Origin of the sequence: Synechococcus sp. CB0101, from assembly GCF_000179235.2 — a bacterium.
Lineage (GTDB): Bacteria > Cyanobacteriota > Cyanobacteriia > PCC-6307 > Cyanobiaceae > Vulcanococcus.
The window spans coordinates 1,352,095-1,375,671 of the sequence record NZ_CP039373.1; the positions used below are offsets into that span (position 1 = coordinate 1,352,095).

Here is a 23,577-nt window from a genome sequence, read left to right on the forward strand (position 1 = left end):
TCTGACCAGAGCTCACCGTTCGGTGCCAACGGGCACAAGAGGGGCGGCGGGGGCGACCCATAGGATCCCCCTCAAGGACCACTGAGACACAACCCGGCCGCTGTGATCGACACCCTCGACCTTGTGATTGACACCATCGTGGCCCGGGAGGTGCTCGATTCCCGCGGCACCCCCACGGTGGAAGCCGAGGTGATGCTCGAAGGCGGTGCCAGCGGCCGCGCCATCGTGCCGAGCGGTGCCAGCACCGGTGCCCATGAAGCCTGTGAACTGCGCGACGGCGGCAGCCGTTACTGCGGCAAAGGCGTGCTGCAGGCGGTGAGCAATGTGGAAGAGAAGATCGCCCCCGCCCTCTGCGGCCTCAGCGCCCTCGATCAGGGCACCGTGGATGCGGCGATGCTCGAGCTCGATGGCAGCGCCAACAAAAGCGCCCTGGGCGCCAACGCGATCCTGGCCGTGAGCCTGGCCACCGCCCGGGCCGCCGCCAACGGCGTGGGTCTGCCCCTCTACCGCTACCTGGGCGGCCCGATGGCCAACCTGCTGCCGGTGCCGTTGATGAACGTGATCAACGGTGGCGCCCACGCGGCCAACAGCCTGGACTTCCAGGAATTCATGCTCGTGCCCCACGGCGCTCCCACCTTCCGCGAAGCGCTGCGCATGGGCACCGAGGTGTTCCACACCCTCAAGGGCCTGCTCAAGGACAAGGGCCTGAGCACTGCCGTGGGTGATGAGGGCGGCTTCGCGCCTGACCTCGGCAACATCGAAGCCGGCGAGCTGCTGGTGCAGGCGATCGAAAAAGCCGGTTACCGCCCCGGCGATCAGATCTCCCTGGCCTTGGATGTGGCCAGCACCGAGTTCTTTAAGGACGGCCGCTATGCCTTCGATGGCGGCAGCTACACCAGCGCTGAGATGGTGGATCAGCTGGCAGCCCTGGTGAGCCGCTTCCCGATCACCTCGATCGAAGACGGCGTGGCCGAAGACGATTGGGATGGCTGGGCTCTGCTCACCGAGAAGCTCGGCAAAACCGTGCAGCTGGTGGGTGACGACCTGTTCGTGACCAACAGCGCCCGCCTGCAGCGCGGCATCGACCTGGGTGTGGCCAACTCGATCCTGATCAAGGTGAATCAGATCGGTTCCCTCACCGAAACCCTCCAGGCGATCGATCTGGCGGGCCGCGCCGGCTACACCAGCGTGATCTCCCACCGCTCCGGCGAAACCGAAGACACCACCATCGCCGACCTGGCCGTGGCCACCCGCGCCGGCCAGATCAAGACCGGTTCCCTCAGCCGCAGCGAGCGCGTGGCCAAGTACAACCAGCTGCTGCGCATCGAAGACGAACTGGGCAGCCAGGCCGTTTACGCCGGCGCTGAAGATCGCGGCCCCCGCGGTAAGGCCTGATCAAGGGAGGCGGCTCAGCCGCCTCAGGATTGACCCAACTTGTCGATGCGGCCATCGCGCCGCAACCTGGCCTGAAGCTTCAACCAGCTCAGGCCCACCGGCGCTGAGAGCACGATTGGCACGGCAGTGAGCGCCGGCCGCGTGCTGGCCGCCAACAACGCAGCCGACACCAAAAGGGCGCCCAGCAGCATCGACTGACCGGCGCTCTGCTGGCTCAAGGCGACCCGCCGCAGCAGGCGATCGGTTTCCCCGGCTCGGATCTGCACCTGGAGGTCGCCCTGCTCGATGCGCGAAAGGCTGTCCTCGAGGCGCTGCGGCAGGCCGAGGGCGCGGCTACCCACCTCCACCGCCTGGCGGCCCAGCTGATTGAACAGATCGTTGGGACCGTTGCCGGAGGCGCTCATCAGGGGCAGCAGATAGGGGCGGGCAATCGCCACGAGGCTAAAGCTGGGATCGAGGCTGCGGCCCACGCCTTCAAAGGTGGAGAGCGCACGCATCACAAAGATCAGCTCGGGCGGTAAGCGGAATGGCTGGCCGTAAACCAGCTCATACAGATCACCGGAAAGCTTCTCGATCACATTGGCGGAGAAGGGAGGCGTAAGCGCTTCGGTGAGCATCACCCGCACGAGACGGCGCACCGGCCCTGGATCAATGTCGGGCGCGATCACACCAGCGGCCTGCAGTTCGCTCACCAGGCCGCCGGCATCGCGAGCCGCAGCGGCCGTGACCATGCGACCCAGGCGACTGCGCAGCCGCTGCGAGAGGCTGCCCACCATGCCGAAGTCGTAGTAGATCAGCGCGCCATCGCGGGCCACGGCCAGGTTGCCCGGGTGGGGATCGGCATGAAAGAAGCCGAAGCGCACCAGCTGCTGCAGGTAGCTGGCCGCTCCCTTTTCGGCCACCGCAGCCGGATCGATCCCGGCCTCGAGGATCGCCTCGCGATCGGTGATCTTGATCCCGGGCACGTAATCCAGGCAAAGCACACGGCGGGTGGTGAGCTCCCACACCACGGCCGGAATGCGAATGCCTGGATCATCCAGAAATTGCTGGCGGAAGCGGGCCGCATGCTCGGCCTCCAGGCGGAAATCGAGCTCCCGCAACAACACGCGCCGGCACTCCTGGGCGATCGACACCCAATCGCGCCCCACCCCCCAGCTGGGATGGCGCTGCAACAACACAGCCACCTGCTGCATCACCTCGAGGTCGAGGCGGAACAGCCGCTCCAGCCCCGGCCGCTGAATTTTGAGCACCACCTGGCGGCCGCTGCGCAGGCTGGCGCGGTGCACCTGGGCCAGGCTGGCGGCCCCGAGCGGATCGGGATCGAGATCAATAATTTCGGCGCAGCGCTCGCCCAGCTCCTGCTCCAACAACGCCTGGGCCGTTTGGAACGAGAAGGCCGGAACGCTGTCCTGCAAGCGCGAGAGCTCCTCCACCCAGCTGGCGGGGAGCACATCGGGGCGGGCCGAGAGCAACTGGCCCAACTTGATGAAGGCCGAACCCAGCGTGAGCAGCTCGGCCGTGAGCCAGCGGGCCCGGCGCCGCTGCCGCGCCGCACGCCGCTCCTCGCTGGCACCGCCGGGATAGCTCCAGGGGCGGGCATCAAGCCAGAGCCACAGCAGCAGCTGCAGCACGGCACTCCAGATGCGCAACACCCGACTGGCGCTGCGCACACCCTGCATCAGTGCAGGCATCAGGGCTGCTCCTCCAAGCGGCGCGCCACCCGCGCCACCTTCGCCCGCAGCTGATCGATCTGCTGCTGCGGGTCAACAGGAGTGGAAGTTGACTCAGCGCCCTCGGGGGCGGGCTCGCCATCGCCGCGTTCCAGCCGCTGGGCTTCCATCTCCACCTCCTCTCGAAACAGATCCCATTCCTGGCGGAACCGATCCGGTGCGTCCTGCGCCAACACCGCCAGGCCAGCGGCGGCATCAGCCAAACCGCTACCGAGGCGGGCCGATAAGCGATTCAGTGCTGCCTGCACCAGGGTCTGGGGTGTGCTCATGGCGGCCGACCGGGCCGAGGCCAGGCGAGATCTGCTGAAACTGTGGCAGATCAGAGCTGGGGAGCGGGAGGAGGCAGAGGCGCAGGTAGCTGTTGGGGCGCGGCCAGAGGGGGAGCGATCGCTGGGGGCTTCTCCTGCGGCTTGGGCTTCGACTGGGGTTTCGGTTTTGGCTTGGGAGTCGAAACCGGAGCCGATGCGGGTGCGGGTGCAACAACAGGCTCAGCATCAGAACCCTCAGCGTCTTGCAGCGGCTCCAACTGAGCCGCGTTCTGAAGGCGTTCCTCGGCCTTTTTGGCTTCCTCCTCACGCTGCTTGGCTTCTTCCTCCTGCTGCCGCTCCAGCTCCTGCAGCTCCAGGTCGCCTCTGATTTCCGCCTGGGCATCGCCGAAGCGCAGCTTCAGGCTCTCAAGGCTGGTGCCAGGGAACACCTGCACATCAAAACCAGGACCAAAGCGGATCAGCTCAGCCACGTTGAAGCTGACCAACCGTTGGGTCACGCCATAGGCCACCCCAAAGCAGAGGCCTGCCACCAGGGGCCCCTTCCAAAGGGGCTGAGGCCGAGGCTGGGTTGGCTGCAACACCCGGGCCATGCGGCCAGCGCAAGAGGGCCAACTCTAAGCAGCACAACCCGGAAGGGTCTGGAAGCCACCCCGGGCGCGAGCCCAGGGCATGCAGAAATTGCATAAACGAAGCCCGCGTGTGTTGAAGCAGCCAACAACACAAGGGACGACAGTCCCCGCCTCTTAATTTCGGCAGGGTTGCGTGACGGAGGCAATCGTGATTTCGCTCGACTGCCTCGCCGCGCTCGATCACTTGATCTGGTTGCGCACCGGCCAACGGGCAGCCGATGCCCTTGCCTGCGCCCAGCCCACCGTGAGCCGCAACAGCCGCAAATGCCTCGAGGTGTTTGGGCTGGAGCTGGCGCGCAGCCGCGGCGAGTGGCGCCTGATTGGCGACACGGAGCTGATCAACCTGGAGCGACGCGTGCACCAGCAATGGCGCTGGAGCCGTGATTTCACCCTGCGACTGGAAGCGCAGCATTGGTCAGCGCCAGGTCTGGATGGCCTGGCCCTGGACAACTGGCAGCGCGGCAACTTCAACCAACTCGATTACGAGCAACCCCTGGCGCTCTTGCAAGACGGGGTCATCGACGCCTGGATCTGCTCAGCACCCGATGCACCGCTGCGCGATGGCCTCAAAGGCCTGCGGTTGACGACCATGCCGATGCACCTGATGGTGCCGGTGGGGCATCCCCTGGCGGAGCGGCGCGATGCCATCACCTGGGATGAGCTCCTCCCCTACCCAGTGCTGCCTCTACCGGGCGGCAGTTTCCCGATCTTCGAACGCGTGCTGCGTGACTGCGGGTTATTGCCCAGCGCGGCCCGAGAAGCAGCGATGAAACAAGCGCCGTGGTTTGGCCAGATTCCCGTGGAAGCGATGCTGATTGGCTATTCCTCCCCGCTCACCCTGCATCTCTACGGCGATGACTGGGTTCGGCTGCCCCAGCAACTACCCGTTGAAGTGGGGGATGTGCTGATGGTGCGCGAGCCCTACACCGACCATCCCCGCACCCAGAGCCTGTTCAACCAGCTGATCGATCACATCGCCCAACTGGCCGCCCACCATCCAGACGTGGTGTTGCATCGCCAGCCGGTGGCTTACGTCGTGTAATCGGCGTTGATACGCACGTATTGATCCGATAGGTCGCATCCCCAGGCGCAGCCGCTGCCGGAGCCAGCGCCAACCTGGATGCGGATCAGCACCGTGTCGTCGTGCAGATAGGTGCCAGCCGCCCGATCACGCATGTAGGCCGAAGCTGCAGGGCGATCAAAGGGGAGGGGCTGGCCAGCGGCCATCAGTTGGTGATCACCCAGCCAAAGGGCCACCGCATCAGGGTCCATGGGCACACCGGCGCGGCCGGCGGCCGCCACGATCCGTCCCCAGTTGGGGTCGCGGCCATGCACCGCACACTTCACGAGCGAGGAGCCGCAGATGGTGCGGGCAATCGCACGCGCTGCAGCGTCATCGCTAGCCCCCTCCACTTGCACCTCCAGCAGACAGGTGGCGCCCTCGCCATCGCGAGCGATGGCTTTGGCCAGGTGTTGCGACACCGCCGTTAGGCCGGCCTCCAACGCCTCGAAATGCTCGGGGTTCAGGGGCTCGCCGGCTGCAAATGCCAGGTACGTGTCGTTGGTGCTGGTGTCGCCGTCCACCGTGATCGCATTGAAGGAGCGATCCACCGCCCGCTGCACCATCGCCTGCCACACCTCTGCCGGCACTCCGGCATCGCAGCTGAGGTAGCCGAGCATGGTGGCCATGTTCGGATGGATCATTCCCGAGCCCTTGGCCATGCCGCCGATCCGTACGGTGCGGCCGCCGAGATTGGCCTCGAGGGCGATCTGCTTGTCGATCAAGTCGGTGGTGAGAATCGCCGTGGCAGCTGCTGCCCCCCCTTCGGAGCTGAGCGCTTCGGCCAGGGGATCGATCCCCGCCAAGAGGGTGTCCATGGGGATCGGCACACCGATCACACCGGTGGAGCAGATCAGCACCTCCTCGGCAGCCAACCCCAGCCGATCGGCCATGGCCTGGGTGGCGCGCTGGCTGTCGATCAGGCCACGATCGCCCGTGCAGGCATTGGCCTGACCGGAATTGGTCAGCACCGCCCGGGCCCGGCCACCGTTGGCCTGCAGCCGCTCGGCGCAGAGATCCACGCAAGCCGCGCGCACCAGTGAGGTGGTGAACGTGCCGGCGCAAACCGCCCCTTCCGGGGCCAGCAACAGAGACAGATCAGGCTTACCGGAAGCCTTCAGGCCTGCGGTGATCCCAGCGGCCTGGAAACCCTCAGGGGCCGTGATGCCGCCGGGGATGAACTGCCAGGGATGCGTCACGGCCGGCGCTGCTTGCTCGAATCCTGCGATTCTGAGCGCTGATCGGCCGCTCGCCTGCTGCGCCCATGGCCTCCTCGCCCCGCTGGAACGGCCCGCAACGCCGCATTGGTCTCACCGGCGGCATTGCCAGCGGCAAGAGCACCGTGGCCCGCTGGTTGGCGGAGCAGGGGTTGCCTGTGCTGGATGCGGATGTGTATGCCCGGGAGGCCTTGGCTCCTGGCAGCGCTACTGCCCTAGCGGTGCTCCAGCGGTATGGGGAGGCGGTGCAGGCTGAAGGGAGTGTGCCCAGCGCCGGCGTTCTGGATCGGGGGGCCCTGGGGCGGATCGTGTTTGACGATCCCCTGGAGCGGCAGTGGCTCGAGCGCTTGGTGCATCCCCTGGTGCGAGACCGGTTCGAAACCGCTTTGGCGAACTTGGCGGGCGCTCCAACGGTGGTGCTGGTGATCCCGCTGCTGTTTGAAGCAGGCCTGGAAGCCCTGTGCAGCGAGATCTGGCTTGTGGATTGCGAGCCAGCGCAACAGCTGCAGCGGCTCATGGCACGGGATGAGCTCAGCCCCGAAGCGGCAGAGGCACGGATCAACGCCCAGTGGCCTCTGGAGCGCAAGCGCCCCATGGCGGACTGGGTGATTGATAACCGTTCAGCCACCAGCGACCTGCCAAGCCAGCTAACCGCTCAACTGCGGCCATCAACGCCAACCTGACGAGGACGCGTTGCGAGCGGCCAACACTTGGCGGGCATCCGCACAGGAACGCGCCTGAGCGAAGGCCACCCCTGGATTGCTTTCGCAGGAAGCCCACTCAGCAGCTGTGAAGCAGCCCGGGGAAATCGCCATACAGGCGATATTGGCGTCTTCGGAGCGGAACGTTGTGGCACGCGGTTGCACCTGGCTGCCCAGCTCGCGGTGAGCCTGAAGCAGGCTTTTCAGGAGTGGGCTACTGAGCAGAGGGCGGCGAACGGCGGGGCGTTCGGGCTCGATCTGCTCAGCCGGTGCACAGGCCTGATGCCTGAGCAGAAAGCCAGTGCCATCCACCGTGAGTCCCAACTGCTGGGAGGCGCAGGGCTGGACTGGCTGTGCCACCGCTGGAAGGGCCAACACCAAACCCGGAGCCGCGCAGGCCGCCAAGAATGCGGCAACGGGACGGAGAAATCGGAAAGAAGCGTGCATGGTGCTCAATGCGAAGAAATGGTGAACTGGGCGCTCCGGGCGCTTCATCGGGCAGGCACCATCACGTAGCCGCCCTGGGGATAACCGGGCATCGGCTGCACGGGCTGCAGCACGGATGCATTGGTGTATGTGTTCCCACCCTGCTGTTGGGCCAGCTGCAACTTCAACTTGAGCAGCTCAATCTCCTGCTGCTGCCGCATCAGCTCCAGCTCCGTGGCACTGGGAGCAGCAACTTTCTGAGCCGGCTGGGTCTGGGGTTGAGACTGACGGTTCTGGGCGTTCATGATCAGACCCGTGATCAGATTGCCTCCCAATCCAATCAATTGGCCCTGGGTGGCGTGCTGACGGTCGCGGGCATTTTCCTTGGATTGCCAGTCGCGGGCGGCAGCACAATCACGGCCTGCAGCATCAAAACGGCCACCATTACCGGAGATGCTCACCGAACCGGAATCACAGGCGCCATAGATCCCGAAGTTCTGGGCGTGGGCGGCAGGTGAAGCGATCGACAGGGCAGTACCACCAGCAACGAGAGCGGCGGCAGCGAAGGATTGAAGAGTCATGGGTCTGAGGGTTGTGCGTGAGTGAAGCGGTTGGGCTGTTCCCTTCCGATGAACACAGCCTCGCCGCGATCAAGATCTCAACCGTTGACCAAAAACAAGTTCAAGGGTGATCTTGCTCACAGGGAGCAGCTGCAATAAAAAGCCCCGGCACAATGTGCCGGGGCTTTTGCGTCTGCGGTAAGAATCGAATCACTAGCGCACAGGCACCATCACCACCCCACCCGAGGGATAGCCGGGCATGGGCTGCACCTGTTGCACCTGAACGCTGGCGCCGTAGGAATTCTGCTGCTGAGACAGCTGCAACTTCAACTTGAGCAGCTCAATCTCCTGCTGCTGCCGCATCAGCTCCAGCTCCGTGGCACTGGGAGCAGCAACTTGCTGAGCCGGCTGGGGCTGGGGTTGAGACTGACGGTTCTGGGCGTTCATGATCAGACCCGTGATCAGATTGCCTCCCAGTCCAATCAATTGGCCCTGGGTGGCATGCTGACGATCGCGGGCATTTTCCTTGGATTGCCAGTCGCGGGCGGCAGCACAATCACGGCCTGCAGCATCAAAATGACCACCATTGCCGGAGATGCTCACCGAACCGGAATCACAGGCGCCATAGATCCCAAAGTTCTGGGCGTGGGCGGCAGGTGCAGCGATCGATAGGGCAGTACCACCAGCAACGAGGGCGGCGGCAGCGAAGGATTGAAGAGTCATGGGTCTGAGGGTTGTGCGTGAGTGAAGCGGTTGGGTTGTTCCCTTCCGATGAACCCAAGCTCGCTGGCTCAGCCGCTTCTTCCCTTGACCCGGCTCATGCAGCCCTGTGATGTTGATCACAGGGCTCAAAAGCAACTCAGCCCTTCAGCTTCTGATTGAGGATCTGGTTCGCCAGCTTCGGATCGGCCTTGCCGCCGGTCTTCTTCATCAGCTGCCCCACAAAGAAGCCCTGCAGCTTGGTTTTGCCGCCGCGGAAGGCCTCCACCTCTTCCGGGTGGGCCGCCAGCAACTCCTCCACGATCGCGGTGATCGCCGCCGGATCGCTGATCATGCCCAGGCCTTTGGCCTCCACGATCGCCGCTGGTGAGCCGCCCTTCTCCAGCAGCTCGGGCAGGATCTCCTTGGCGATTTTGCCGCTGATCTTGCCGCCGTCGATCAGTTGCACCATCTCCGCCAGCTGCTCGGGGCGGAAAGGCAGATCGGCATAGGAAAGCCGGTTGGCATTGACATAGGCGGCGATGTCACCGGTGATCCAGTTCGTCAGACCCTTGGCATCAGCGCCGGCGGCCACGGCAGCCTCGAAATATTCGGCCATGGGGCGCTCATCGGTCAGAACGCGGGCGTCGTATTGCGACAGGCCCAGCTCCTCGGCGTAGCGATTGCGCTTGGCGGCGGGCAGCTCAGGCAGTTCAGCGCGCCAGCCTTCCCGGCGCTCCACGCTGACCTCGATCGGGCCGAGATCGGGGTCAGGGAAGTAGCGGTAATCGCTGGCGCCTTCCTTGCCGCGCATGCTCTTGGTGAGCTGCTTGCCCTCATCCCAGAGCCGCGTTTCCTGCACCACCGGCTCGCCAGCCTCATAGGCCTTGATCTGGCGCTGGATTTCGTATTCGCAAGCCTTTTGGATCGCCGAGAAGGAGTTCATGTTCTTGATCTCCACCTTCGTGCCAAAAGGTGCGTCGGGCCCGCGGCGCACGGAGATGTTCACGTCGCAGCGCAGGGATCCTTCTTGCATGTTGCCGTCGCTCACGCCCAGGTAGCGCATGATCCGGCGAATCTCGGAGGCGTATTCCGCCGCTTCACGACCGGTGCGCAGATCGGGCTTACTCACAATCTCCGCGAGAGCCACGCCGGCGCGGTTGTAATCCACCAGCGAATGGGTGGAGCCGGCCAGGCGGTCGCTGCCGGCGTGCACCAGCTTGCCGGCGTCCTCCTCCATGTGCAGGCGTTCGATGCCGATGCGCTTGAGATAGGTGTCTTTGCCTTTTTCAGCCACTTCCACGTCGATCCAGCCGTCTTCGGCGATCGGTTCGTCGTATTGGGAGATCTGGTAGTTCTTCGGCAGATCGGGGTAGAAATATTGCTTGCGATCAAACTTGCTGTGCTCGGCGATGTTGAGGTTGAGCGCCATCGCGGCCTTCACCGCATACTCGAGCACCTTCTGGTTGAGCACAGGCAGCGTGCCGGGCAACCCGCACACCACCGGATCAATGTGGGTGTTGGGGTCATCGCCAAAGGCCGTGGAGGCACTGGTGAAGATCTTGCTGTTGGTTCCCAGCTGAACGTGGGTCTCCAGGCCGATCACGGCTTCCCAGGCGGCCTCAGCAGCCATGTGTGTTCTCCAAGCGTGGGCCGATCCTATGGAAGGGCGCCGGTGGTCATCGGCGGGGCCGGGCTGAAACACTGAGGAGCTGTCTGCAGCTGCCCGCGAGCCATGGCCGCCTCCAGCGAGTCGCCGGTGTTGATCCTGGGCGGAGGGCTGATGGGCCTGGCGGTAGCTCACCAACTGGCGCGCGCAGGCCAGGCCGTGGAAGTGCTCAGCCGGCGCCGCAGCGAAGCCGCGGGGTTCGTGGCCGCAGGGATGTTGGCGCCCCACGCGGAAGGGCTGAGCGGCGCCCTGCTGCAACTCGGCCAGCTCAGCCTGGAGCGGGTGCCGGCCTGGGTGGCCCAGATCGAAGCCGATAGCGGCCTCAGCTGCGGCCTGCGGCCCTGCGGAATCGTGGTGCCGTTCGCCACGGCTGCCGAACGGAATGTGTATCCCACCGCCGCCTGGGGGGAGGCCCTCAATCGCGAGGGGCTGGAGCGGGAGCTGCCGGGAATCGGGCCGGGTTGGCAGGCGGGCTTGCTGTTCCGCCAAGACGGGCAGATCGACAACCGCCGCCAGCTGATGCGCGCCCTGGAGCGGGCCTGCGTGGAACTGGGGGTGCGCTTCCAGGAGGGCGTGGAGGTGCTGGAGCTCCTGCAGGAGGGTGATCGCCTCAGGGGCGTGCGGGTGCGCGATGCCGCGGCCACGGTGCAAACCCTGGAGGCCGCCACCGCCGTGATCTGCAGCGGCGCCTGGAGTGCCCAACTGCTACCGCAGCTGCCCGTGTTCCCGGTGAAGGGGCAGATGCTTTCGCTGCAAGGGCCGCGCGAGGCACTGCAACGGGTGATCTTTGGCCCCGGCACCTATCTGGTGCCCAGGGAAGACGGGCTGCTGGTGGTGGGTGCCACCAGCGAACGGGAAGCCGGTTTCACCGAAGGGCTCACCCCCTTCGGCCAGCGGCAACTCCAGGCGGGGATCGAAGCGCTGCTGCCCGAAGCCAGCCAATGGCCACCGATGGAGCGCTGGTGGGGCTTCCGGCCCTGCACGCCCGATGAGGGGCCCCTGCTGGGGCCCAGTGCAGTCACCGGGCTATGGCTGGCCACCGGGCATCACCGCAATGGCGTGCTGTTGGCCGCGATCACGGCAGAACTTCTGGGGGCCTGTCTGCAGCCGGGCGGCTGCTCGCCTGCTCAACAAGCGCTGCTCAACAGCTTCCGCTGGGATCGCTTCAACGGCTAACCCCGCCGCGGCCAACTGCTGCGCAACGGTTCACCTCAGCTGCCAACCCAGTCGCGGGATCGTGTTCAGCATGGCGGCATCCCTGCAGAGCCGTTTCAACCTGCGCGATGGAGCCGCTGCCCTTCCTCAACTTGCTGGCCCTGCTCTGCATGGGCCATTTCCTGGGGGATTTCGGTCTGCAGAACGACCGCATGGCCCAGGAGAAATGCCCGGGTTGCTCAGGCGCGGTGTCGTGGCGCTGGTGGCTCACCGGCCATGGCGCCATCCATGGGCTGCTGGTGGGGCTGATCACCGGCCAACCGCTACTGGGCCTGGCGGAATGGGGCCTACACACCCTGATCGATCTGGGCAAATGCCAGCGGCGCTACGGCATGGGTGCCGACCAGGGCCTGCATCTGCTCTGCAAGGGGATTTGGGCAGCGCTGGCGCTGGCCTGAGCTGGCCAGCGCTGCCCGGAGGCGATCCGAAGGATCAGCCCTCCACGCGCCAGGTCTGATCGGCGGGGGTCCAGTCGCTCAGCTCGGAGGGCTGGAACCAGAGGCCGATTTCGAACTGGGCAGTTTCAGGGGCGTCGGAACCGTGGATCACGTTGCGGCCGATGTTCACGGCCAGGTCGCCACGGATGGTGCCGGGCTCAGCTTCGAGGGGCTTGGTGGCGCCGATCAGCTTGCGGGCGCTGGCGATCACGCCGTCGCCTTCCCACACCATCGCTACCACTGGGCCGGAGGTGATGAAGTCGACCAGGCCAGCAAAGAAGGGACGCTCGCGGTGCACGCCGTAGTGGCTCTCAGCCAGTTCACGGCTGGGGGTGAGCTGCTTGAGGCCCACCAGCTTGAAGCCCTTGCGCTCGAAGCGGCCCAGGATCTCTCCCACCAGGCCGCGCTGCACGCCATCGGGCTTGATGGCAACGAAAGTGCGTTCGGCCATGGAAGAAAAAGCGTCAGATCCGGCCCATCGTCCGCGGCGAGGCTGCCGCTTGGCAAGCACAGTGGTGCCGTGATCACCGCCCGGCCCTTGACCACCTGGACGCCCGCCGACAGCGCCGAGCTCTACGGCCTCAGCCGCTGGGGAGAGCCCTACTTCTCTGTGAATGCCCGCGGCCACATCAGCGTGCAGCCCCAGGGTGATCGGGGGGGCAGCCTCGATCTGATGGAGCTCGTGCAGGGGCTGGAGGGCCGCAACCTGGGCCTGCCGCTGCTGATCCGCTTCGACGACATCCTCGAAGACCGGCTCGAGCGCCTGCACGCCGCCTTCGAGCGCGCCATCGCGCAATACGGCTACGCCGGCCGCTACCAGGGCGTGTTCCCGGTGAAGTGCAACCAGCAGCGCCACGTGGTTGAGGAGCTGGTGAGCTGCGGGCGCCGCTGGCATTTCGGTCTGGAAGCCGGCAGCAAGGCCGAGCTCCTGATCGCCCTTTCGCTGATCGACGACCCCGAGGCGCTGTTGATCTGCAACGGCTACAAGGACCAGCGCTACATCGAAACCGCGATCCTGGCCCGCCGCCTCGGCCGCCAGCCCGTGGTGGTGATCGAGCAGGCCGATGAGGTGGAGCGGATCATCAGCGCCAGCCGCGCGCTTGGGGCCGCCCCCTTCATCGGCGTGCGCGCCAAGCTCTCCAGCCGCAGCACCGGCCGCTGGGGCAGCTCCGTGGGCGACAAGGCCAAGTTCGGCCTCTCAATTCCAGATCTGCTCGCCACCGTGGAGGCGCTGCGCCAGGCCGACCTGCTCGGGGATCTGCGTCTGCTCCACTTCCACGTGGGCAGCCAGATCAACGACATCGCCGTGCTCAAGGACGCGCTGCAGGAGGCCGGCCAGATCTACGTGGAGCTCACCAAACAGGGGGCCCCGATGGGCTTCCTCGATGTGGGCGGCGGATTAGGGATCGACTACGACGGCAGCCGCACCGCCACAGCGGCCTCCACCAACTACTCGCTGCAGAACTACGCCAACGACGTGGTGGCCACGGTGCGCGAGTGCTGCGAACCCCATGGGGTGGCGCTGCCCACCCTGGTGAGCGAAAGCGGCCGCGCCATCGCCAGCCACTTCTCGGTGCTGGTGTTCAACGTGCTGGGCTCCGCGGCGATGCCAGGAGCTGTGCCGTCCGAAGAGGAAAGCGAACCACTCACGGTTCGCAACCTGCGGGAGACGTTGAAGGGCATCACGGCGACAGCCCCTGAAGAGGAGGGCGTGCTGTCACGACTGCAGGAGGCCTGGAACGACGCGATCAAGTTCAAAGACGACGCGCTCGCGGCCTTCCGCCTGGGCTACATCTCGCTGCCGCAGCGGGCCATGGCCGAGCAGCTCACCTGGGCCTGCGCTGAAGCGATCGTGGCGCGGCTGCCCCGCGGTGGCGGCATCCCCGACGATCTGCGCCAACTGCGGGCCGCCATGGCCGGCACCTACTACGCCAATCTCTCGGTGTTCCGCTCCGCCCCCGACACCTGGGCGATCGAGCAGTTGTTCCCGCTGATGCCGATCCACCGGCTGGATGAGGAACCGACGGAGCTGGGCCATTTCGCCGACCTCACCTGCGATTCCGATGGCAAGCTCGCCCGCTTCATCGGCGATGGCCAGGCCAAGCCCCTGCTGGAGCTGCATGCCCTCAATCCCGGGGAGCCGTATCTGATCGGGATGTTCCTGGGGGGCGCCTATCAGGAGGTGATGGGCAACCTGCACAACCTGTTCGGCAGCACCAATGCTGTGCACATCCGCCTCGCCCCCGGTGGCGGCTATCAGCTCGATCACGTGGTGCGCGGCAACACCAACGCCCAGGTGCTGGAAGCAATGGAGCACGACCCGGAGCTGCTGCTGGAGCGCTTGCGGGTGGCCAGCGAAGCCGCCATTCAGCGCGGCCAGCTGAAGATCAACGAAGCCCGCCGCCTGATGGATCACCTGGAAACCAGCCTGCGCCAGACCACCTATCTGCAGGAGTGAGCCACGGGCTGTGAGCAGGATCACCCCGGTGGCCGCCCTGGATCACTGGGCGATCTCGCCGTTGCGCTGAGGGTGAATCCAGTTCCCCCCCAACGGCCATGACCTTCTCAATCCCCGGCTTCGATCAGTGGACCTTCCAGATCGTGATGTTCGGCAGCCTGCTGGTGCTGGAAGCTTTGAGCGGTGACCAGAAGCTGAGCACCGTGCTCGAGCCCATGGACTCCACCAGGGCCCGCGCCCACGAACTGATCAACCGCCCTTGCTGTTCGCTGGCAGCAGCCCACGCTTGATCAGCGGCTGCAGGTCTGCGATCCGCAGCCCGGCCTCCAGCTCTTCCACCGTGCCGCGACTGCGCAATTTGCTCAGGGTGCGCGAGGCCGTCTCCCGGGCCAAGCCGGCCAGGAGGCCCAGCTCCCGTTGCGCCAGGGCTGGGATCACCGCCTGGGGATCATTGGCACTGCTACTGCGCCGGGCGAGATAAGCCAGCGCATCCAACAGGCGGGTGGTGGCATCACCGCTCTGGATGGCGAAGCGCTGGTTGAGATCCCGCAGCCGTGAGGCCTCCAGCCGCGCCAAGGCCAGAGCAAAACCGGCGTCTTGCTGCAGCAAGGCCGCAAACGGTGCAGCCCGCAGCTTCACCAAGGTCACCGGGGTGAGGGCCACCACATCGGCCGAGCGAGCTGCGCCGTCTAGCGCCGCCATCTCCCCGAACACATCGCCCTCCCCCAGGACCGACATCACCACCTCGTCGCCATCGGCGGTGTACGTGCGCACCTTGGCCATGCCGCTGCGCAACAGAAATAGCGACTCCCCCCAGTCCTGCTCCATCACAAACACCTGCTCCGGGCCATGGCTGCTCTGCAGGTGGCGATCGAGCAGCTGCGTGCACTGCTCTGCGCTGAGCGACGCAAACAGCGGCCAGGCCTGGAGCTGCTCAGGGGTGAAATCGGCCATGACCATGCAGACGAGCGGCACCACCCAAGCCCAGTTGAAGCGCCACGGCAATGGCAGTGGCCAGGCGGGGGCAACCCCACCAGGATGAGCACACGCCGCAGGGCAGCCGATGGGGGGGATCGAAACGCAACGCAGCATCGTGCGGGAGCGGATGAAACTGCTCCTGGCGGCCCACGACAGTGAAATCGTGCCGGTGGAGTTCCGCGCCGAGCCCGGTGAACTGTTACTCCGGCAGGGCGCCCCAGCCGAGCGGGTGCTGCTGCTCACCGAAGGCACTGTCGCCATCCAGGTGCGGCAGAGCGATGGCCAACCCCACACCCTGGCGATCGTGGAAGCCGAAGAACTGCTGGGGGAAATGGGCCTGTTCGGCAACGGCGTGCATTCCGCCGATGTGCAGGTGCTCGATGCTCCCGCCCAGCTGATCGCTGTAGACAGCGACCAACTGCTCAAAGCGATGCTATTTGATGCCGACCTCTCGATCGAACTGCTCGACCTGATCAGTCAACGCTGCCTGCAAGGCAACGAATTGGTGGGCCTGCTGCTCGATGGGATCAAGGCCGCCCACAGCGGGGATCAAGCCCTGTTGCAACAAACGTGTAAGGCCTTGCGCCACCGCGGCCATTCGATTGCGACGGCGGCGGATCAATTGGAGGGCTTGCTGCGATGACAGGCAGCCCCGAGCTGCTGGAGCGCGTGCTGCAGCTGCAATCCCCTCTGTTCGCCGGCATCGATCCAATGCTGCTGATCGAATGGCTGGAGGCGGCCGAGATGCGCTACCTCGCGGGGAACAGCTCGGTGCTGTCCGCCGATCAAGCCAATAGAGAAACCTTTCTGGTGATTTCGGGGCAGCTGCTGGTGACCCTCCAGCAGGGCGGCGCAACGCCGCTCGCGACTATTAGCCCGGGAGAGGTTTTCGGTGAGGTGTCGACCCTCACCTTGGGTGAGACCACCGCCTGGGTGCGCGCAGAACAGGCCAGCGAGGTGTTGGTGATCGAACGAGAGCACCTTCTGGCCTGGGCCCAGCAGTCGCACCAACTCGCCCTCAACTTGCTACAGCTGCTTGGGGAGCGCCTTCGGCACTCGAACCTGCATGCCCGCGGCGCCCAATCACTCAACCAACAGTTGCAGACCCGCGCCCTCAGCGATGCCCTCACAGGCGCCCTGAACCGCCATTGGCTGGACCAACACCTCGAGTCCCTGCGGCTATGCCCAGAGCTGGCCCTGCTGATGGTCGACATCGATCACTTCAAGGCGATCAATGACACCCACGGCCACAGCTGCGGCGATGCCGTGCTCAGAGCCGTCGCCACGACCCTGCGCCATGCGCTGCGGCCCAGCGATGCACTGGTGAGGCTGGGGGGTGAGGAATTCCTGGTGATCTGCCGGCAAGAGGCCTCTCAGGCAGCCGCCGAGGGACTTGGCGAACGACTCCGCCAGGCCGTGCAACACCTCCAGAGCGATGACCTACCGCCGGTCACCATTTCGATCGGCGTGGCCTTGCGGACCCCGGGCGAGGGCTGGGAAGCCCAGCTGGAGCGAGCCGATACCGCCCTGTACCGGGCCAAACGCAACGACCGCAATCGGGTGGAGCTGGGTTAAACGCAGCAGCTCGGATGCGCCATCAGCTCATGCGCCGCGTCGTAGGGCGCATCCTGGGGCTGCAGCCAGGTGGAGCAGTGCAAGGGCTCATCACCCGGGCCGCTGGCTGCGCGGCAGCCCTCGAGCCTCAGGCGACTACCCAGCAACACCAGCTGGAAGGTCCAGTGCTGGCGGGCCTGGATGGAAAAGCTGCTGGCCATGGCTTGCAGCTCCTAACGATGGATACCTGAAGGATTCCCCCGTTGTTTGAAGGCGCCAGCCACTAGGAGCGGTTCGCCATCCGGCTGGCTCGCCTCAGCCCAGCGCCGCCGCGAGCTCGGTGCGGGCCTGCTCCAACGCCCCATCAAGGGCTGCACCATCGCGTCCACCGGCCTGGGCCAGGTTGGGCCGGCCGCCACCGCCGCCACCGCAGGCCTTGGCGATGCCACCGATGAAGGCTCCGGCCTTGGGGCCGGCCGCGATCACCGCCTTGCCAAACGATGCCACCAGGATCACTTTGCCCAGATCGGCGGGGTCGGGCAGACCGCCCAGCACCACGGCCGCGCCGTCGCCCAACTGATCCGCCAGGCCCTGGGCAGCGCTCTGCAAACCGCCGCCCTCCACACCATCAAGGCGTGCCACCAAGAGCTGGTGCTCACCCACAGCCACCGCCAGCCCGGCCAGCGCCGCCGACTTCGCCAGGGCCAACTCCTCGCGCGCCGCGGCCAGGGCCTTCTGGCTGGCCTTGAGCTCATCGGCCAGCTGCACCACCCGATCCACGATTTCGGCGGGCTGGGCCTTGAAGCGCTCGCCCAGCTGCTTCACCACCCCATCACGCTCGTTCAGATAGGCGAGCACGGCTGGACCGGCGACGGCCTCAATCCGGCGGATGCCAGCGGCCACACCGCTCTCGCTCACGATCTTGAACAGGCCGATCTCAGCGGTGTTGGCCACGTGGGTGCCGCCGCAGAGCTCCATCGACACGCCGGGTACATCCACCACGCGCACCACATCGGCGTACTTCTCGCCGAACATCGCCACGGCGCCGGCAGCCTTGGCCTTCTCGATCGCCATCTCCTGCACCTCAAGGCTGTGGGCCTCGCTGATCCAGCCGTTGATCAGCACTTCGATCTGCTCGAGCTCTGATGCGCTCACGGCGCGGGGGCAGTGGAAGTCGAAACGGAGGCGATCGAAATCCACCAGCGAACCGGCCTGGCCGATGCCCGGATCCACCACCTGCTTCAGCGCCGCCTGCAACAGGTGTGTGGCGGTGTGGTTCGCCTGGGCGCGGCGGCGGCAGGCTCGGTCCACCTGGCCGTGCACCACATCCCCGAGGCTGAGCACGCCGCGCTCGATGCGGCCGCTGTGCACAAACACGCTGCGGTTCCGGCTCACCGCATCGATCGCCACGATCAGCTCGTCGCCGCTGAGCACACCGCGATCACCCACCTGACCGCCGCCCTCGCCATAGAAGGGGGTGGTGTCGAGCACCACCTGCACGCTGTCGCCGGCCACGGCGCGCTGCGCTGGCTCGCCGTTCACCACCAACGCCAAAACGCAGCTGCTCTGCTCGAGCAGCTCGTAGCCGCGGAAGGCGGTGGCCTCCAGATCAGCGGCCACCTGATCGATCGCTTCCTGCAGGGTGAGATCGATGCTCACCGCCGCGGCCTTGGCCCGCTGGCGCTGGGCCTCCATCGCGGCTTCAAATCCCTCAAGATCCATCGTGAGGCCATGCTCCTCGGCGATCTCCTCGGTGAGCTCCAGCGGGAAGCCGTAGGTGTCGTAGAGCTCGAAGGCCTGCTCGCCTGAGATCTGCTTGGGCTTGGCCGCCAGCACATCGGCCAGCAGCTTCTCGCCGCGCTCCAGGGTTTCCAGGAAGCGGGCTTCTTCGCGCTGGAGCTCCGCCAGGATCACCTCGCGCCGCTCCACCAGCTGCGGGTAGGCGCTCTGCATCAGCGCGATCGACGCCTCACCCATCGCCGTGAGGAAGGGCTTGTCGATACCGAGGAGACGTCCGTGGCGCACCACGCGGCGCAGCAACCGGCGCAGGATGTAGCCGCGGCCCAGGTTGCTGGCGGTGACGCCATCGCAGATCAATTGGGTGATGGCACGGCTGTGGTCGCCGATCACCTTCAGGCTGGTTTTGCCCTTGTCATCGAGGGCGGGATAGGCCACACCGGCCAGCTGCGCCGCCGTTTCGATCAGCGGATAGATGAGGTCGGTTTCGTAGTTATTGGGAACGGCCTGGAGGATCTGGGCCATCCGCTCGAGGCCCATGCCGGTGTCGATGTTGCGGTTAGCCAGCGGCGTGAGGGTGCCCTCCGCGTCGCGGTTGTACTGCATGAACACCAGGTTGTAGAACTCGATGAAGCGGGAGTCGTCTTCGAGGTCGATGCCGTCATCGCCGAGTTCGGGCTTGAAGTCGTAATAGATCTCTGAGCACGGGCCGCAGGGGCCGGTGGGGCCGGAGGCCCAGAAGTTGTCGGCCTCATCCATGCGGATGATTCGCTTGGGGTTCACCCCCACCACGTCACGCCAGATCGCTTCGGCCTCGTCGTCTTCGCGGAACACGCTCACCACGAGGTTCTTGGGGGAGAGCCCGAACACGCCGGTGCTCAGCTCCCAGGCCCACTGAATCGCCTGCTCCTTGAAGTAATCGCCAAAGGAGAAGTTGCCGAGCATCTCGAAAAACGTGTGATGCCGCGCCGTGCGGCCCACGTTTTCGATGTCGTTGGTGCGGATGCACTTCTGGGAGCTGGTGGCGCGGGGCGCCGGCCGTTGCTGCTGTCCCAGAAACACCGGCTTGAAGGGGAGCATGCCGGCGATGGTGAGCAGCACCGTGGGGTCTTCCGGCACCAGCGAGGCGCTGGCCATGGGCTTGTGGCCGCGCTGCTCATAGAAATCGAGAAACGCCGCGCGGATCTCAGCACCAGTGCGAGGGGCGGCGGCAGCCATGGCGAAGCAAGAAAAGCCTGAACCGGGCATGATCGCGCAGCATGAGCGCCCCCACCGACTCTTCCCGCGCGCAGCTGCGCCTGCGCTCGATCGCCTGGGCCCTGGGTGCCGGGCTGAGCGCGCTGGTGTTTGGGCTGCCGTTCGGTGTGGAGGCGGCGCTGCGGGCCGGCGGATGCGGCTTCTTCTATGGCCTGCTCGCCTTCCACCTGCAACGGGTCGACCCCGACGACAGCCACCTGCAAGCGGGCCTGGTGGGCGCTGTATGCGGCATCCACAGCCTGGCGCTCCCGCCCCTCAGCCCCTGGCCTCTGCCCTCCCCTTGGCTGCAGAACTTGGCGTTGGTGGCGCCAACTGTGATGATGGAGCTCGTTCGTGCCTGGCTGCCGCTGATCGGCGCCGCACTGGTGCTGCACGGATCGCAGGTTCTGCCTCGAGTTTTCGCGGCAGGGCACACCGTGATCCGGCGACCCTGACTCCCCAGGCCCCGCCTCCATGAGCCTGCTGCATGCCACCTGGCTGCCCGTCGTTCCGCGGGGCAGCTTCGCCAAGGGCAAGGCCCCCAGCGCGGGCCTGTTCATCTGGGCGGACACCTGGCGTGTGGCCGAGCCGGTGAGCCCCAGCGGCGAAGCGCCGTTCCACCCCCTCAGCCTCAACCTCGACGATCTGGCCACCTGGCTCGACGACAACCACTTCTGGTCGGAAGACCTGCGCCAGGCCACCGTCACCCTCACCCTGCCCAGCCGCCAGCAACTCAGCCGCGGCCAGAAAAGCGAGGGCGCCGGCGCCTGGAGCGGGCTGCCTCTGCAGGCAGGTGAACCGCTCCCTAAAGACCTCACCTGGTGGCCCTGGCAGCTGGAGGGCTGGTTCCTCAAGCCCGGCCCCGCGGCCGAATGGCTCAATCAACTGCCCCTCTCCGGCACCGCGGAGGCGGGCCTGGGCGACGACCTGCTCTGGTGGTGCCATCTGCAGCGCTGGTGCCTGAGCCTGATCGCGCGCGGCCGCTGGCTGCCCGATGCTGCCGAGGGCAAAGCCAGCTGGCTGCCCCTGCTCAACCGCGAAGACGACCGCCGCCGCCTCGAAGACCTCGCCACCCGCATGCCCCAGGTGGTGGCCGCCTCCAGCGCCGAACCGCACCTGGCCTGCGGCCGGCCCCGCTCCAACCGCCTGCTGGTGGCCAGCATCGTGGAAAAGCTGGTGGACGGCCAGCTGCGCTCCGCCTTTGCCCCTGGCGGTGAGGGCCTCGATCCGCTGCTGGCGGCCTGGGAAGAGGGCCTCGCCAGCCACGACGGCCGCATCCAGATCGAGGAAGAAGACCAGGAACGCCTGGCGATCGCCAGCCACCACTGGCGCGAAACCGTGGCGGGCAAGGTGGAACCCGCCCGCGCCTGCCTGGAGCTGTTCACCCCGCCGGAGGGGGAAGAGCTGTGGGAGCTGCGCTTTGGGCTGCAGGCCGAAGCCGATCCCACCCTGCGGGTGCCCGCCGGGATCGTGTGGGGCGCCGGCGACGGCAGCTTGGCCTTGGGCGAGATCCAGCTGGATCAACCCGGCGCGCTGCTCTTGGAGGGCCTGGGCCGAGCGCTGCTGGCGTTTGAGCCGATCGAGCGCGGCCTCGATGCCGCCACCCCGGAAGCGATGCAGCTCACTCCGGCGGAGGCCTTCGTGCTGGTACGCACCGCGGCCAGCCGGCTGCGGGATGTGGGCGTGGGCGTGGTGCTGCCCGCCAGCCTCTCGGGCGGCCTGGCCTCGCGCCTGGGCCTGGCGATCACCGCCGAGCTGCCCGAAAAATCGCGCGGCTTCACCCTCGGCGAAACGCTCGAGTGGCGCTGGGAATTCATGATCGGCGGCGTCACCCTCACCCTCAAAGACCTCGAGAAGCTGGCGGCCAAACGCAGCCCCTTGGTGCAGCACAAAGGGGCCTGGATCGAACTGCGCCCGCTCGATCTCAAGAACGCCGAAAAGTTCTGCGCCGCTGAGCCCCCCTTCAGCCTCGACGACGCCCTGCGCATCACCGGCAACGAAGGCGAAACGCTGCAACGCCTGCCGGTGCACGCCTTCACCGCCGGGCCGCGCCTGCAGGCGGTGCTCGAGCAGTACCACCAGCAGAAAGCCCCCGACCCCCTGCCCGCCCCACCTGGCTTCGCCGGCCAACTGCGGCCCTATCAGGAGCGCGGCCTGGGCTGGCTCGCCTTCTTGCATCGGTTCGATCAGGGCGCCTGCCTGGCCGACGACATGGGTCTCGGCAAAACGATTCAGCTGCTGGCGTTCATCCAGCACCTCAAAGCCGAAGACGAACTGAAACGCCCGGTGCTGCTGGTGGCGCCCACCTCGGTGCTCACCAACTGGAAGCGGGAGGCGGCGGCCTTCACCCCCGACATGGTGGTGAACGAGCACTACGGCCCGCGCCGCCCCAACAGCCCCGAGGCGATCAAGAAAGCCCTCAAGGGCGTGGATCTGGTGCTCACCACCTATGGCCTGCTCCAACGCGACAGCGAACTGCTGGAGGCGATCGACTGGCAGGGCGTGGTGATCGATGAAGCCCAGGCGATCAAAAACCACAACGCCAAGCAATCGATGGCGGCGCGGGATCTGGGGCGGCCCGGCCGGGGCAGCAAATGCGGCCCGCGCTTCCGCATCGCCCTCACCGGCACGCCAGTGGAAAACCGCGTCAGCGAACTGTGGGCGCTGATGGATTTCCTCAATCCCAAGGTGCTCGGCGATGAACCCTTCTTCCGCCAGCGCTATCGCCTACCGATCGAGCGCTATGGAGATATGTCGTCGCTGCGGGATCTCAAGAGCCGGGTGAGTCCCTTCATCCTGCGGCGCCTCAAAACCGACAAATCGATCATTTCCGACCTGCCTGAGAAGGTGGAGCTGAGCGAATGGGTGGGGCTCGCCCCCGAGCAGAAGAAGCTCTACAACCAAACCGTGGAGGAGAGCCTCGATGCGATCGCCCGGGCGCCGCTGGGGCAGAAGCACGGCCAGGTATTGGCCCTGCTCACCAAGCTCAAGCAGATCTGCAACCACCCGGCCCTGGCCCTCAAGCAGGACCCCGACCCGAGCGATGTGGGCTTCTTCAAGGAGTTCGCCGCCCGCAGCGCCAAGGTGCAACGCCTCGAAGAGATCCTCGAAGAGGTGATCGAAGCGGGCGATCGCGCCTTGCTGTTCACCCAATTCGCCGAATGGGGCCACCTGCTCAAGGCCCACTTGGAGCAGAGGTGGAAGCAACCGGTGCCCTTCCTCTACGGCAACACCAGCAAGGCCGAACGACAGGCGATGGTGGATCGCTTCCAGGAGGATCCCCGCGGCCCGCAACTGTTCCTGCTGTCGCTCAAAGCCGGCGGTGTGGGCCTGAACCTCACCCGCGCCAGCCACGTGTTCCACATCGATCGCTGGTGGAACCCGGCCGTGGAAAACCAGGCCACCGACCGTGCCTACCGGATCGGCCAGCAGAACCGCGTGATGGTGCACAAGTTCATCACCAGCGGTTCGGTGGAGGAGCGCATCGACCGGATGATCAAGGAGAAGTCGAAACTCGCCGAAGACATCGTGGGCTCCGGCGAAGACTGGCTCGGCGGCATGGACGTGAGCCAGCTCAAGGACCTGGTGACCCTCAGCGAGGACTGAC

Annotated in this window: 23 protein-coding genes; 11 read left to right on the forward strand and 12 right to left on the reverse strand. The window is 66.2% G+C overall.

Annotated elements, in window-relative coordinates; translation table 11 throughout:
* Positions 1–102 precede the first annotated feature (102 nt).
* Complete coding sequence (gene eno / locus CB0101_RS07355) at positions 103–1,395, forward strand: phosphopyruvate hydratase (protein ID WP_010305456.1); 1,293 nt, start codon at positions 103–105, stop codon at positions 1,393–1,395.
* Between the two features lie 23 nt (positions 1,396–1,418).
* Here eno and CB0101_RS07360 read toward each other — a convergent pair whose 3' ends face one another.
* From CB0101_RS07360 to CB0101_RS07370, 3 genes are read right to left on the reverse strand one after another with little or no spacing between them, the layout of a single operon-like run.
* Entirely contained in the window at positions 1,419–3,086 is a 1,668-nt protein-coding gene (locus tag CB0101_RS07360; RefSeq protein WP_010305460.1) for an AarF/ABC1/UbiB kinase family protein, read from the reverse strand.
* Entirely contained in the window at positions 3,086–3,394 is a 309-nt protein-coding gene (locus CB0101_RS07365; RefSeq protein ID WP_010305464.1) for a hypothetical protein, read from the reverse strand. The genes CB0101_RS07360 and CB0101_RS07365 overlap by 1 nt, the downstream gene beginning before the upstream one ends.
* A 50-nt stretch (positions 3,395–3,444) precedes the next feature.
* Positions 3,445–3,984, reverse strand: coding sequence for a hypothetical protein (locus CB0101_RS07370; protein WP_010305468.1), 540 nt, complete (start codon positions 3,982–3,984; stop codon positions 3,445–3,447).
* Between the two features lie 172 nt (positions 3,985–4,156).
* Between CB0101_RS07370 and CB0101_RS07375 the strand changes: the two genes are divergently transcribed.
* Positions 4,157–5,065 (forward strand): LysR substrate-binding domain-containing protein, encoded by a 909-nt coding sequence (locus CB0101_RS07375; RefSeq protein WP_010305471.1) that lies wholly within the window; start codon positions 4,157–4,159, stop codon positions 5,063–5,065.
* Here the strand turns inward: CB0101_RS07375 and argJ are convergent.
* Positions 5,053–6,282 carry a bifunctional glutamate N-acetyltransferase/amino-acid acetyltransferase ArgJ gene (gene argJ, locus CB0101_RS07380; protein WP_010305474.1) on the reverse strand — a complete coding sequence of 410 codons (1,230 nt, stop codon included), beginning with the start codon at positions 6,280–6,282 and terminating at the stop codon, positions 5,053–5,055. The genes CB0101_RS07375 and argJ overlap by 13 nt on opposite strands.
* Positions 6,283–6,347: 65 nt before the next feature.
* On the opposite strand from argJ, the gene coaE reads away from it, so the two are divergent.
* A complete protein-coding gene (gene coaE, locus CB0101_RS07385; protein WP_010305477.1) occupies positions 6,348–6,983 on the forward strand; it encodes a dephospho-CoA kinase in 636 nt (211 codons plus the stop codon).
* Here the strand turns inward: coaE and CB0101_RS07390 are convergent.
* The 4 genes from CB0101_RS07390 to gatB form a co-directional block, all read right to left on the reverse strand.
* Complete coding sequence (locus CB0101_RS07390) at positions 6,969–7,379, reverse strand: hypothetical protein (RefSeq protein WP_136644035.1); 411 nt, start codon at positions 7,377–7,379, stop codon at positions 6,969–6,971. The two genes, coaE and CB0101_RS07390, sit on opposite strands and share 15 nt — an antisense overlap.
* A gap of 113 nt (positions 7,380–7,492) precedes the next feature.
* Positions 7,493–8,008 (reverse strand): hypothetical protein, encoded by a 516-nt coding sequence (locus CB0101_RS07395; RefSeq protein WP_010305482.1) that lies wholly within the window; start codon positions 8,006–8,008, stop codon positions 7,493–7,495.
* Positions 8,009–8,200: 192 nt separating this feature from the next.
* On the reverse strand, positions 8,201–8,710 hold the full coding sequence (locus CB0101_RS07400) for a hypothetical protein (RefSeq protein WP_010305485.1): 510 nt from the start codon (positions 8,708–8,710) through the stop codon (positions 8,201–8,203).
* A 136-nt stretch (positions 8,711–8,846) separates the two neighbouring features.
* Positions 8,847–10,319 (reverse strand): Asp-tRNA(Asn)/Glu-tRNA(Gln) amidotransferase subunit GatB, encoded by a 1,473-nt coding sequence (gene gatB, locus CB0101_RS07405; protein WP_010305489.1) that lies wholly within the window; start codon positions 10,317–10,319, stop codon positions 8,847–8,849.
* A 102-nt stretch (positions 10,320–10,421) separates the two neighbouring features.
* On the opposite strand from gatB, the gene CB0101_RS07410 reads away from it, so the two are divergent.
* A complete protein-coding gene (locus CB0101_RS07410; RefSeq protein ID WP_010305492.1) occupies positions 10,422–11,531 on the forward strand; it encodes an FAD-dependent oxidoreductase in 1,110 nt (369 codons plus the stop codon).
* Positions 11,532–11,638: 107 nt separating this feature from the next.
* Complete coding sequence (locus CB0101_RS07415; RefSeq protein WP_010305496.1) at positions 11,639–11,968, forward strand: DUF3307 domain-containing protein; 330 nt, start codon at positions 11,639–11,641, stop codon at positions 11,966–11,968.
* Between the two features lie 34 nt (positions 11,969–12,002).
* Here the strand turns inward: CB0101_RS07415 and ndk are convergent, their stop codons facing one another.
* The gene (ndk, locus tag CB0101_RS07420) at positions 12,003–12,458 is read right to left on the reverse strand and encodes a nucleoside-diphosphate kinase (protein WP_010305500.1); all 456 of its coding nucleotides are present in this window, start codon (positions 12,456–12,458) and stop codon (positions 12,003–12,005) included.
* A 69-nt stretch (positions 12,459–12,527) separates the two neighbouring features.
* Between ndk and speA the strand changes: the two genes are divergently transcribed.
* Positions 12,528–14,465, forward strand: coding sequence for a biosynthetic arginine decarboxylase (gene speA / locus CB0101_RS07425; protein ID WP_010305504.1), 1,938 nt, complete (start codon positions 12,528–12,530; stop codon positions 14,463–14,465).
* A 98-nt stretch (positions 14,466–14,563) separates the two neighbouring features.
* Positions 14,564–14,755, forward strand: coding sequence for a hypothetical protein (locus CB0101_RS07430; protein WP_010305508.1), 192 nt, complete (start codon positions 14,564–14,566; stop codon positions 14,753–14,755).
* Here CB0101_RS07430 and CB0101_RS07435 read toward each other — a convergent pair.
* Positions 14,715–15,419 carry a Crp/Fnr family transcriptional regulator gene (locus CB0101_RS07435; protein ID WP_010305512.1) on the reverse strand — a complete coding sequence of 235 codons (705 nt, stop codon included), beginning with the start codon at positions 15,417–15,419 and terminating at the stop codon, positions 14,715–14,717. The genes CB0101_RS07430 and CB0101_RS07435 overlap by 41 nt on opposite strands.
* Before the next feature lie 109 nt (positions 15,420–15,528).
* Between CB0101_RS07435 and CB0101_RS07440 the strand changes: the two genes are divergently transcribed.
* Positions 15,529–16,086, forward strand: coding sequence for a cyclic nucleotide-binding domain-containing protein (locus tag CB0101_RS07440; RefSeq protein ID WP_010305516.1), 558 nt, complete (start codon positions 15,529–15,531; stop codon positions 16,084–16,086).
* Positions 16,083–17,018, forward strand: coding sequence for a diguanylate cyclase (locus CB0101_RS07445; protein ID WP_010305520.1), 936 nt, complete (start codon positions 16,083–16,085; stop codon positions 17,016–17,018). Before CB0101_RS07440 ends, CB0101_RS07445 begins: the two co-directional genes overlap by 4 nt.
* On the opposite strand, the gene CB0101_RS07450 is transcribed toward CB0101_RS07445, so the two are convergent.
* Positions 17,015–17,218, reverse strand: coding sequence for a hypothetical protein (locus CB0101_RS07450; protein ID WP_010305525.1), 204 nt, complete (start codon positions 17,216–17,218; stop codon positions 17,015–17,017). The two genes, CB0101_RS07445 and CB0101_RS07450, sit on opposite strands and share 4 nt — an antisense overlap.
* 94 nt (positions 17,219–17,312) lie before the next feature.
* Positions 17,313–19,952: an alanine--tRNA ligase gene (gene alaS / locus CB0101_RS07455; protein ID WP_029552813.1), complete on the reverse strand. Its 2,640-nt coding sequence runs from the start codon at positions 19,950–19,952 to the stop codon at positions 17,313–17,315.
* A gap of 41 nt (positions 19,953–19,993) precedes the next feature.
* On the opposite strand from alaS, the gene CB0101_RS07460 reads away from it, so the two are divergent.
* Complete coding sequence (locus tag CB0101_RS07460; RefSeq protein WP_010305534.1) at positions 19,994–20,425, forward strand: hypothetical protein; 432 nt, start codon at positions 19,994–19,996, stop codon at positions 20,423–20,425.
* A gap of 19 nt (positions 20,426–20,444) precedes the next feature.
* Positions 20,445–23,576 carry a DEAD/DEAH box helicase gene (locus tag CB0101_RS07465; RefSeq protein ID WP_010305536.1) on the forward strand — a complete coding sequence of 1,044 codons (3,132 nt, stop codon included), beginning with the start codon at positions 20,445–20,447 and terminating at the stop codon, positions 23,574–23,576.
* Position 23,577 lies beyond the last annotated feature (1 nt).